This window comes from Streptomyces sp. NPDC107538 (assembly GCF_055657445.1).
Genome location: NZ_JBVKAY010000005.1, coordinates 291077 through 302697 on the forward strand (window position 1 = coordinate 291077; position 11621 = coordinate 302697).

The window sequence follows — 11621 nt, forward strand, 5'->3', positions numbered from 1 at the left end:
CCCGAGCGCCGGAACCTTCCCGTCCGGGAAGCCGTGCCCCTTCGTGCCGATCGAGAAGGGGCGACCCCTCTCCCCTCCCGCCGCGTCCGTCCAGGGCGGGAGGGGAGCGGGACGGTACGGGGTGGTGCCGGGCGGGTGCGGGGTGGGTGTCGGTGTCGGTGTCGGTGTCAGCCGACCGTGTCGCCGGGTTTCACCGGATGGGCCTCCAGATCGGGCGCGGCCAGGAGGTCGGCGATCAGGGGCCGGGATCCGCCGACGTACGTGCTCACCAAGTCCACGTCGCCGCCCAGGCACCAGGCGCGGTCCTGTGGCCACCAGAGGTCGGGCAGTTCGGCGAACTCGTCCAGGGACAGCGGCGAAACGGCGTCGGCCAGCGGTCCGGCGAGGAGCACCTCGTCCCGTCCGGGCGTCTCGAAGGAGGGAACTCCGTCGAAGTCCCACCGCCCGTAGCCGTTCCACAGGCCGAACCAGCAGCGCTCGGGCGTCCGCGTGTGCCTGGCCAGGACGGGGATCAGGGCCAGGGCGACGGCGGGCGGAGTCGGGCCTTCCGCCGGGTGCTCGTCCCAGACGCCCGGCAGGCCGTACTCGGAAGCGTTCTGGTAGTCGCGCTCCATCCCGATCAGTTCGTGCCAGTCCGTGCCCGGTGCCACCTCGCGCCCGTGGGCGGCGGCCACCGTCGCCCACCGCACCGGCCGCTCGCTCAGCGAGGCGGGGTGCAGAACGCGGGCGTACGCGTCGAATCCGGGCGCGGCCACGCCCGCCACCGTCCCGAAGTCGCCGTACCCCGGGGCACGCTCGGTGAGCCAGCGGGCCGGACCGAGGTCGGCGGTCTGCACGCGCAGGCGTCCGTACCGTTCGGGAGCGGGGTCCCGGTCCACCGGTCGGTACTGGTCCATCGGTCGGTACCCGTCCGCCGGTCGATAGTTGTCCATCCCGCAGAGTCTGCCCGGCCCGACCACCCACCGACCTGTCGGCCTGTCGGCCACCAGGGATTACACCTGTCGTGCGCGCCCCCGCGTGCCGTCAGGACGCACGCGCCACCCGCACCAGCCCCGCCGCTCTCTCCTTCCGTCCCGCCGCCCACAACGCCACCGTCATCGCCACCGACGCCGCCGCCATCGCCGTCATCGCCATGCCGGGTGAGGTCAGTTGGGCCACTCCGCCCGCCAGGGCCGCGCTCAGGCCCTGGAGGGTGAGCATGCCTGACGAGTGCAGGCCCAGGGCGTGGCCGGTGAGTTCGGGTGGGGTGTGGGTGAGGAGGTGGTGCTGTTGGATCAGGCTCGCGCCGAAGCCGACGGAGGCGAGGGTGGCGCAGGCCGCCGCGAGCGGGGTCGGCGGGTGGAGGGCGAAGAGGAGGTACGGGCCGGCCAGGAGCAGGAGGAGAGGGGTGGCCAGGCGGTCGCGGGTGGCGGGTGGCAGGAGGCGGCCCACCGCCACGTCGCCGATCAGCATGCCCAGGGCCGCGCAGGCGAAGAGGAAGCCCGCGCGGTCGGGGGCGTACGCGACGAACAGGGACTCGCAGCCGACGACCAGACCGTTGGGGATCCACAGGCCGAGGTAGAGGCGGCGGCGCGGGGGCGACGACCACAGGAGGGCGTTCGTGCGCCAGGTCTCGGCGACGGACGGACGGCCGCCGGTGCGCGGGGCGCGGCGCGTCAGGCCCAGGGCCGTGCAGAGGACCGCCGCCGTGTACAGGCCCGCCGCCACCAGCAGCGTGACCGCCGGGGACAGCCACACCACCAGGGCGCCGCCGGTCGCGTACCCGGCGATCTGGGTGAGCCCGTGCAGCATGTTGAACACCGAACGGCCGAGCAGATAGCCGTCCTTCGGGAGGATCTCGTTCAGCAGGCCCCAGCGGACCCCGCCGCCCAGGGAGGCGACCAGGCCCTGCGCCGCGATCACCGCGAAGACCGCCCACAGCGGCAGCCCGGGGAGCGCGAGCACCGCCGTGCTCACCGCGCAGGAGACGGCCAGACCCGTCAGCGTCGCCCTCGGCGGCAGCCGGTCCGCCGCCGAGAGCAGGGTCGTCGCGCCGGCCACCTGGGCCAGGGACGGGCCGAACATGCTGAGGGCGGACAGGAGCGGGGAGCCGGTCGCCGCGTAGACGGAGGTGCCGAGGGCGAGGCCGCCGATCGTGGCGGCGGCGACCTGGAGGGCGGAGGAGAGGAAGAGGGGAGTGAACTCCCGTGTGTGGAACAGGGCTTGGTAGCTGCGCATGGACAAGACCCTCCGGTCCGCCCCACGTCCGCCGTAATGTTTCGCGCACGCGCGAAAGCTCCACCGGAGCGGGGAGCAGGAGGTGTCCGCATGGGCTGGTGGCAGGTCAACGCGGACACCCTCGCCGGGAGCCGGTTCGTCGTGTCGCCGCTCGCGGAGACGTTCGCGAGTCTGAAGATGCTGCACGCCGGGGCGGGCGCGCACCCTGGGGAACGGGCCTGGCTGCGGGCCCATCTGCCCGCGTACCGCCGCGAGTTGGCACGGGACCCCGTCACCGGCCTGCTGATCCGCGCGGGGCTCGGGAAGGAGTGGATCGCCGACTTCCTGACGCCGACGCCCCGCGAGGACGAGACCTTCGCCGCCGGAGCCGCCCGTGTCCGGGGCGCCGATCCCGCCGCCGCCCGCGCCCACCTCGCCCTCTCCCTGCGCGGCCCCGTGCCCGCCACCCTGCGCCGGGACGACCTGCCGGGCCGCGCGGCCGACCTCCTGACGTACGTGTGGGAGGAGACCGTACGGCCGTACTGGGAGCGGCGGCGACGGGTGCTGGAGGCCGATGTGCTCGCCCGGACCGCGCGGCTCGGGCAGGGCGGCTGGACGGCGGTGCTGGACGCGATGCGACCGGGGATGCGGTGGCTCGGCGAGAACCGGCTGCAGGTCAACCTGCACGAGTATCCGCCGCGCGAGATCTCCGGGGCGCGGCTGGTCTTCGTGCCGGTCACTCCGCAGCGGACGGGGTGGGTGGCGTGGGAGGAGCGGGAACGGGGACGGGAACGGGAACGGTACGCCGTCGTCTACCCCTGCTCGGGTGTCCTCGCCGACGGGGACGGGGAGGACGCCCGCGACGGCAACGAGGACGCGCACGGCGGCTACGACGCCACCGCCGTGCCCGCCGCCCTCGGCGCCCTCCTCGGTGACAACCGGGCCCGGATTCTCGTCCTCCTCGACTCCCCCATGAGCACGACACAGCTGTGCGCGGTGACCGGGCAGGCCCTCGGCTCGGTCGGCCGGCATCTGCGGGTGCTGCTGGACGCCGGGCTGATCCGGCGCGGCCGGGCGGGCCGTTCGGTGCTGTACGCGCGGACGGCGGAGGGGGAGGTGCTGGTGCGGGCCGCCAGCCCTCGGCAGGGCGGCGGCGCTCGGCAGGGGCGGCGCCGGGGCGAAAACTCTTCCGGAGATAGCATCCGTTTATGACTACAGACAACGCCACCCCCTCCGTCCTCGACGTCGAGATCGACGCCCTGAAGGGCGGTTCCGCAGACCTCGCGCAGTACGCCGGCCAGGCCGTTCTCGTCGTGAACGTGGCCTCCAAGTGCGGTCTCACCCCGCAGTACACCGGCCTTGAGGCGCTGCAGGCCCGCTACGCCGCGCAGGGCTTCACCGTGCTCGGCGTGCCGTGCAACCAGTTCCTCGGGCAGGAGCCGGGCTCGGCCGAGGAGATCGCGGAGTTCTGCTCGGCGACGTACGGCGTCACCTTCCCGCTGACGGAGAAGGTCGAGGTCAACGGAGAGGGCCGGCACGCGCTGTACGAGCGTCTGGTGGGCCACGCGGACGCCGAGGGCCACACCGGCGACATCCGCTGGAACTTCGAGAAGTTCCTGATCGGCCGTGACGGCTCGGTCGTCGCCCGCTTCTCCCCGCAGACCGAGCCCGAGTCGGCGGAGCTGGTCGCCGCCCTGGAGAAGGCCATCGGCTGACACGCGTCGCCAGGGCCGCCGTTGACCTTGCCCCTGGGGCAAGGGGCACCGTCCCTCCTGCCGGGCGGCGGACGCCCGGTGACGGAGGATGACCCAGTGGACCCCAAGGACACGGACGACCTGCTCACCATCGGGGCCTTCGCAGGCCGCGCGCGGCTGTCGGCGAAGGCGCTGCGGCTGTACGACCGGCTGGGGCTGCTCCCGCCGGCATACGTCGACGAGGTGAACGGCTACCGGTACTACCGGGCCGGGCAGGTCGAACGGGCCCGGCTGGTGGCCCTGCTGCGGCAGCTCGACATGCCTCTCGCGCGGATCGCCGAGGTCGTGGACGCGGTCGGGCGGGACGACGCGCGCGCCGCCGAGCGGCTCGCCGCGTACTGGGCCGGCGCCGAGGAGCGGTTCGCGTCCCAGCGGACCCTGGTCGCCTACCTCCGTGGACGGTTGTCGGGAACGGAGTCAGGCATGGCAGAGATGGAACAGACGTACGGGAAGTTCACGGTCGAGACGGTCGATGTCGCCCCCCAGGTGCTGCTGACCCAGTCACGGCACACCCTGGCCGACGAGCTGCCGGCGTGGATCGGGGCGTCGCTGGGCCGGCTGGAGGAGGGCGCGGCGGCCTGCGGCGGGACCACCGGCGCGCCGTTCGTCGTGTACCACTCCGAGGTGTCCATGGAGAGCGACGGGCCCGCGGAGTCGTGCGTGCCGGTGGCGGACGAGGGCGCCGCGCGGGCGTGGGCGGCGGAGCACGGGCGAGCCTGGGAGACGAGGGTGCGGGTGGAGCCGGCGGGACGGCTCGTGTACACCCGGATCAGCAAGGCGCAGGTGGCCCATCCGCAGATCCTCGCGGCGTTCGAGGCGGTCGAACGGTGGATCGCCGGGCAGGGCCTGGAGGTCACCGGCCCGTGCCGGGAGATCTACTTCGCGGACTGGGACGCGGCGGGCCCGGAGGACCCGGTGTGCGACGTGGCGTTCCCGGTCGCATCCTGAGCCGTACAGGTACACGTACAGCTACAGGTACAGGTACGAGGCACGCGCACGGCCGTAGGGGTTTCCCTACGGCCGTGGCGGATCGTACGGCTCCTGTCGGCCAACTGTCAGCGGGTGATTAGCGTCTACACCAACAAACGAGGAACACCCGCCCGCACGAGTCGAAACGGAACGGAAGAGCCGCAGTGGCGTTTGCCGACCTGACCCCACGACGACCCGTCTCGCGCGCAGACGATCCGTCTCCGTCGCGCGAGCCGTGGCGGCAGCGCCACCGGGTGCCTCTCACGGCCGCCCTGTGCGCCCTGCCGCTGTATTTCGTGTGGTGGGCGGTCTTCGCGACCGGCGGCGGCGATCTGGCCGCCCAGGTGGCGTGGGCGGAGTTCGCGAAGACGTACCCGGACTCCGCGGTCAACCTGTTCTGGTACGGGGGGCTGCACGCGGCGAACTACAGCGTGCTCTCGCCGTATCTGATGGCGGTGTGCGGTGTGGTCCCGGTGACGCTGGTGTCGGGGCTCTCGGCGTCCTGGCTGGCCGGTGCGGTCGTCACTCGTACGGGTGTACGTGCGCCGGTGCCGGTCGCGCTGGCGGCGACGTTCTCTCTGTGGTGCCAGGTGGTGTCGGGGCGCTCCACGTTCATGCTGGGCACGGCCTTCGCCATGGGCGCCCTGCTGGCGGTGCTGAGCGGGCGCGGCGGGCGGCAGCTCGCGGTGGCGGCGGTGTGCGCGACGCTGTCCACGCTGGGGAGCCCCGTCTCCGGGCTGTTCCTCCTCGTGGTCGGCGCCGCGTATCTGCTGTGCCGTGAGTGGGGCCGGGCGGCGGCGCTGCTCGTGCCGCCGGTGACCGTGGTGGCCGTGACCACGCTGCTGTTCCCCTTCGAGGGCGAGCAGCCCATGGCGTTCAGCCGGATATGGCCGCCGGTCGTGCTGTGCGCGGTGGTGGTGCTGGTCGCGCCGAGCGCCTGGCGGGTGCTCCGCCTGAGCGCCGCGATCTACGCGCTCGGCGTGGTCCTCTGCTACCTCATCCCCACCCCCATCGGCACCAACGTCGAACGGCTGCTTGAACTGGCGGGCCCGGCGGCGGCCCTGGCGATCTGTCTGTACCGGGGCGAGGCGCGCACGGCCGACGACCGTCTCTCCCCGCCCCGTCTCCCCCTGTCCTGGTTCACGCCCCGGCGGCGTGTGATGGCCGGCGCGGTGGCGCTGGTGCTGTCCGTGACCTGGCTGACCGGCAAGACGACCGCCGACATCGTCACCAACACCAAGGTCCCCGAGTGGGCGGTGAAGACCGACGGGGTGGTGAAGGAGCTGAAGCGGCTCGGCGCCTGGAAGACCCGCGTCGAGGTGGTCCCGGCCCGCGACCACCGGGAGGCCGCCATCCTCGCGCCGTACATCAACATGGCCCGCGGCTGGAACCGGCAGGCCGACGTCGAGCGCGGCCGGCTCTTCTACGAGGGCCACGGCGGGACCGAGGTGCCCGAGGGGGCCTTCACCCCGGCCGCGTACAAGGCGTGGCTGTCGCAGTGGGCGGTCGGGTTCGTGGTCCTCGTCAACGGCGAGCCGGACGGGCCCGCCGAGCTGGAGCACGCGCTGGTGACCAGCGGGCCGGACTATCTGGAGCCGGTCTGGCAGGACGCCAACTGGAAGATCTACCGGGTGAAGAACGCGACCCCGCTGGTCGACAAGCCGGCCACCGTGGTCAGCGCCGACGGGGCCAACCTCGTCGTCCACATGCCGAGGGCCGGCGAGGTCATCGTCCGGGTCGCCTACTCCCCCTGGCTCTGGGCCGACAACGGCTGCCTCACCGCCGACCGCGAGTCCGACGGCGACCTCACCGAGTTCACCCGCCTGACCGTGCACGAGCCGGGGAACGTCCGCATCAGCTCCCAGTACGGGGGGCCGTCCCGGACGACGGCCCTGGAGTGCGAGAAGGAAGCGGACGAGAAGGCGCGGCAAGGGGGCGGGGAAGAGGAGTAGGAGGTCCTACTCCGTACCCGTACGCACGCGAGCGCCCCTTCCGGCCGTGGGGTCGGGAGGGGCGCTCGTGGGTGGTGGGCGGTCAGCTCACGCGGGTCAGCTTGGTGAGGAAGCCGGGCTCGGTGAGGTCCTGCTGGAGGGCGACGGGGACCTCCACGCCCTCGCCGGAGCCCTCGCCGACGATCAGCTTGCCGACCTCGGTACCGGACTTCGCCTCGTGCGCGATGGTCGCGCTCGTGTCGAGTTCGATCTTGACGGTCTTGCCGGCCCAGCCGACCGCCGAGACGTTCTTCGTGACCACGACCGGGGTCTGTCCGCCGAGCCCGTCGTCCACGTACCCGACGACGTCACCCTTCTTCAGGATCGTGTCGGAGGTCAGTGCGTCCTGGGCGGCGATCATGGCGGTCTTGCTGACCGCGTTGACCGTGTCGATGATCGGCGGCGTGTGCTGGCCGAGGACCGCGCCGACGACGATCGCCGTCTCGCCGCCGACCTCCTGCGTGCCCGCGAAGAGCAGGTTGCCGCCGGCGGCCGTGGTGGAGCCGGTCTTGATGCCGATGGCGTTGTTGTAGGGGACGAGGGTGTTGTAGTTCCGGTGCTTCAGACCGGAGGGGTCCTTCCACTCGGGGAGCCTGGTGATGTCCGTCAGGGCCTTCATCTTCACCAGCTCGTTGCCGAGCTTGACCTGGTCCTCGGCGGTGGAGACGGTCGTCTCCTTCAGACCGGACGGGTCGGTGTACGTCGTGTTCGTCATCCCGAGGTCCTTGGCGGCGGCGTTCATCTTCTTGACGAACTCCTCCTCGGAACCGTTGCTGTCCCAACGGGCCAGCAGCCGCGCGATGTTGTTCGCGGACGGGATCATGATGGCCGCGATCGCGTCGTACTGGGTGAGCTGGTCGCCCTCCTTGACGGTGTTGAGCGTGGACTCGCCGTCCTTGTCGTAGCCGCCCTCGGTCTCCGCCTTCGCGTCGACGGGGATGGTCGCGCCCTTCGCGCCGGCCTTCATCGGGTGTTCCTTGAGGATGACGTACGCGGTCATCGCCTTGGCCACGGAGCCGATGGCCACGGGCTTCTGCTCGCCGAAGCTGTCGACCGTGCCGATGCCGTTGACGTCCATCCAGCCCTGGCCCTCGGCGGGCCACGGGAGGGAGACCTTGTCGCCCTTGAACGCGTACGACGCGTCGGCGGTCAGGGTGAGCGTGGGGGTGGGGAGCGGGCGTACGGCCTGTGCGATCGCGAACACGATCACCAGGAGGATCGCCAGGGGGGTCCAGATCTTGACCCGGCGGATGAGCGTGCGGACCGGGGTCTGGCGCGGCGGTGGGGTGTTCGTCAGCTCCGCCAGCAGGTCCAGCGGCGGCTTCGGCGGCAGCGGCTGCTGTGTCGTCCGCTCCGGGCCCACCTGTGGGAGGGCCCGCGTCGCCTCGGCGGGCGCGGCCGCCGGGGGCTTGGGCGGGGCGGTCTCGTCCAGCGACTTCAGCGCTACGAATTTGCTGGTGCGCTCGGCCGGGGGCGGCTCCGCCGGGGAGGCGGGGGGTGCCGCGGCCTCGGCTCGGTCCGTGTCGCCGTGGGTGCGCTCGGCTCCGCCGGTGCCCTCGGATGTGTCGGCGCCCTTGGCCTCGGCGGCGCCCTTGGCTTCGGCGGCGGGCTCGGCTGTGGGCTTCGGGATGCTGCCCAGCTTGAGCATGGTGGTCGGCTGGTCGACCGCGGGTACCCGGGGTGCCCGGAAGATCGCGGTCGGCTGATCGACCCCCCGCCCCGCCTCGGCTCCGCCATCGCCCCCCGACTCCCCACCCGCACCACCCGTGCGGCTTTCGTCGTCGTCCGCGGGTGGCCCCTGAGGGGCTTCCCCCTCGTCGGCGGCCTCCGGTCCACCACCTGCCGCCCCGGCCCGCCCACCGACGCCATCAGCCACGTCGGCGACCTTCGGCTCGGCGGAGGGGGCGTCGGCGGATCCGTCTGCGTCCCGGACACCGGCGGAGGGGCCTGCGTCCTGGACATCGGCCTGCGCCGCCTCAGCGGCGGCAGCGTCCTGAACATCGACCCGAGCGGCTTCGGCAGCGGCTTGCGCGGCGTCGACCGGAGCGGCGTCGGAGGTGGTGCCGTCCTGGGCATCGGACCGAGCGGCGTCGGCCACGTCGGCCTGCGCGGCATCGACCGGGGCGGCTTCGGAGGTGTCGAGGTCCCGGGCGCCAGCGCCGCCCTCACCACGGGTGGCACCAGCTTGCGCGGCATCGACCGGAACGGCTTCGGAGGCGTCGGAGTCCTGGACGTCAACGTCACCCTCACCACGGGTGGCACCAGCTTGCGCGGCATCGACCGGAACGGCTTCGGAGGCGTCGGAGTCCTGGACGTCAGCGTCACCCTCACCACGGGTAACACCGGCTCGCGCGGCGTCGACCGGACCGGCTTCGGAGGCGTCGGGGTCCTGGGCGTCAACGTCGCCCTCACCACGGGTGGCACCAGCTTGCGCGGCGTCGACCGAAACGGCAGCGTCTTGGGCGCCCGCGTCGCCCTCGGCCGGGGTGTCGGCGGCACGCCTGGCCTCGGCGCCGTCGGCCGCAGGGCTTGCGTCCTCCCCCGGCTCGCCCGCGGTCGGCCGTACTGCCGAGGCGGCGCTGCTGGACGTTGCGGCACCCCGGTCGCTCCGGCGAGCCTCCCCGCCCTCTGTCTCAGTCGTCGAGTCAGGGTCGGCCACCTCGTCGCCGTCCCCGCCCGGCCCATCCTCATCGGCCCGCGCCTCGGCAGAGCCGCCGTCGGTGTCCCCGGCCGAACCCGCACCCCCACCCGAGCCGGCGGCATCCGAACCGGCGTCACGCGCACCCGCGTCCTGCCCAGCCGAGCCCGCACCGCCACCCGAACCGGCGTCACGTGCACCCGTCTCCGAGCCCGTGGCCTTACCTGCCGAACCCGCACCGCCACCCGAACCGGTGTCCGAGCCAGCGGCATCCGCACCCGCGTCCGAACCCGTGGGCCTTCCGGTCGAGGGCTCCGTGTCGTCCGTACCGGCGCGCGAACCGCTGCCGTGCGTCTCGGGGGCGGTCGGAGTGCTGTCGGCGTCCGTGGCCGTTGGGGGGGCCGGCGGCGCGGCGGTGTCGCGTGTGGGCGGTTCCGTGTCGGACGGCGGTGCGTCTTCCGGGTCCGTCGCCTCCAAGAGGGCTCGGCGGGAGAAGACCGCCGTCGCCTGGTCGGGCTTCGGGGCGGTGGGGCGGGACATCGAGAGGCGTGGGTCCGGGGCGGAAGGCCGGGCCGGGGCCGGGGCCGTGTCTCCGGGGTCCGGAACCGCCGACCCACTCCCCGACGTCGACTCCGTCGACGACTCGTACCGCTTCGACCTGTCGGGGGACGTGCCCGCCACCGATGCCTCCTCCCGCGCGCCACCCGTCCTGGGAACGCGCGCCCAACCGAACCGTGAATCCAGAATCCGCGTTCCAGAATCCGTGAAATCCCGCCGCCCGGACACTAGTCACCGCCGCGCCACCGCGCCGCGCCGCTGTCCGAACCATGTACCAGTGTCCTGTGTGCGGGCTTAACCACTGCGGTAGACGAGAACGACATACCTACCGGTTCCACTACATTCCGGTCACGCACCCTCGACAGACCAATGTGAGAGGGGTCACCCTGTCTTTCATCCACGCGGGGAGGCATGGATGGGCAGGAGCCGCAGAACACTTCCGGAGGAGCTTCTGCTGCTGGCGTTGGACCCGGCCACGGGTACCACCGCACAGCCGCAGTCGCTCGACCTGGGTCTGGCCGGAGCGCAGCTAGTGGAGCTGGCGCTGGCCGGACGGATAGCCCCAGACGGGGATCGTATCGCCGTGGTGTCCCCACGGCCGACTGGAGATCCGACTCTGGACTGCGCGTTGGAGTTGCTGCGAAGGCGTGGCGCTCCCGTACGGGCGGTCCACTGGATAGGCGGGCCCCGACTGGGGCTGCGCCAGATCTACCTCTCGCATCTGGAGCGGTGCGGCATGGTGCATGCCGTGGCGGGCCAGATGTGCGGAGTGCTGCCGACGACTCGCTATCAGGCGAGTCAGACCGAGATCAGCCGGGAGATCCGTGCCCGACTGGACTCCGCGATCCGCACCGGCGTACCGCCGGACCCGCGGACCGCGGCGCTCGCCGCCCTGGCGCACGCGGTCGGCCTCGGCAAGCACCTGTATCCGGGGAACGAGGGACGCTCGTCCCGCTCCCGGCTGCGGGACCTGATCCGGCACGACCCCATGGGTGGCCTGGTGGCCCACGCCGTCATGGACGTGCAGAACGGCGTGGCCGCACAGCCACGCCGCAGCCCGGCACCGACCGGCCGTCAGGCCGCCCCCGGCGCCAGGCCACCCGCACCGGAACCCGCACGCGGCGTTCCGATGCAGCCACGCCGCGGCTCGATGGCCCGCGTAGTGGCGCACTGAGCAGCGGCACGCGACGCACCACGCGTCACGCGCAACGCATCGAGGTGCGGGTGGGAGCCGGACCCCGGAGCCGCGGGTCCCCATCCCACCGCACCACGTGCGTCACGCGCACCACGTGCGTCACGCGCACCACGTGCACCACTGCGTCACGCGCACCGCTCGCTCGCTCGCACTACTTGCACCGCCGGCGCCGGACCGCCGTAGGGACCCCAGGACCCGGTTCGGGAGCCGCCGGTTCGCGCGGGGCGTGGGGGGGGGGGAAGGGAGGCAGCCACGCCCCCCGCGCCCGCCCCTTTTCGCCCCCGGGAGAGAAAGGAGGATCCCCCCCCCGTAGCCCCTCC

8 protein-coding genes are annotated in these 11621 nt (G+C 72.9%); 5 read left to right on the forward strand and 3 right to left on the reverse strand.

Annotation, left to right across the window (positions count from 1 at the left end):
- Nucleotides 1-167 precede the first annotated feature (167 nt).
- On the reverse strand, nucleotides 168-932 hold the full coding sequence (locus tag ACZ7MG_RS19675; RefSeq protein WP_471393629.1) for a hypothetical protein: 765 nt from the start codon (nucleotides 930-932) through the stop codon (nucleotides 168-170).
- Nucleotides 933-1023: 91 nt separating this feature from the next.
- Nucleotides 1024-2217 (reverse strand): MFS transporter, encoded by a 1194-nt coding sequence (locus ACZ7MG_RS19680; RefSeq protein ID WP_471393626.1) that lies wholly within the window; start codon nucleotides 2215-2217, stop codon nucleotides 1024-1026.
- 90 nt (nucleotides 2218-2307) lie between these two features.
- On the opposite strand from ACZ7MG_RS19680, the gene ACZ7MG_RS19685 reads away from it, so the two are divergent.
- The 4 genes from ACZ7MG_RS19685 (at nucleotide 2308) to ACZ7MG_RS19700 (ending at nucleotide 6871) form a co-directional block, all read left to right on the forward strand.
- Nucleotides 2308-3408 (forward strand): ArsR/SmtB family transcription factor, encoded by a 1101-nt coding sequence (locus ACZ7MG_RS19685; protein WP_471393624.1) that lies wholly within the window; start codon nucleotides 2308-2310, stop codon nucleotides 3406-3408.
- Entirely contained in the window at nucleotides 3405-3911 is a 507-nt protein-coding gene (locus tag ACZ7MG_RS19690) for a glutathione peroxidase (RefSeq protein WP_471393622.1), read from the forward strand. The genes ACZ7MG_RS19685 and ACZ7MG_RS19690 overlap by 4 nt, the downstream gene beginning before the upstream one ends.
- Nucleotides 3912-3989: 78 nt before the next feature.
- Nucleotides 3990-4898 carry a MerR family transcriptional regulator gene (locus tag ACZ7MG_RS19695; protein WP_471393620.1) on the forward strand — a complete coding sequence of 303 codons (909 nt, stop codon included), beginning with the start codon at nucleotides 3990-3992 and terminating at the stop codon, nucleotides 4896-4898.
- Between the two features lie 275 nt (nucleotides 4899-5173).
- The gene (locus ACZ7MG_RS19700; protein ID WP_471393618.1) at nucleotides 5174-6871 is read left to right on the forward strand and encodes a hypothetical protein; all 1698 of its coding nucleotides are present in this window, start codon (nucleotides 5174-5176) and stop codon (nucleotides 6869-6871) included.
- Between the two features lie 82 nt (nucleotides 6872-6953).
- Here ACZ7MG_RS19700 and ACZ7MG_RS19705 read toward each other — a convergent pair whose 3' ends face one another.
- On the reverse strand, nucleotides 6954-9569 hold the full coding sequence (locus tag ACZ7MG_RS19705) for a D-alanyl-D-alanine carboxypeptidase (RefSeq protein WP_471393615.1): 2616 nt from the start codon (nucleotides 9567-9569) through the stop codon (nucleotides 6954-6956).
- A 952-nt stretch (nucleotides 9570-10521) separates the two neighbouring features.
- On the opposite strand from ACZ7MG_RS19705, the gene ACZ7MG_RS19710 reads away from it, so the two are divergent.
- On the forward strand, nucleotides 10522-11280 hold the full coding sequence (locus ACZ7MG_RS19710) for a GOLPH3/VPS74 family protein (protein WP_059084037.1): 759 nt from the start codon (nucleotides 10522-10524) through the stop codon (nucleotides 11278-11280).
- The last annotated feature ends 341 nt before the right edge of the window (nucleotides 11281-11621 follow it).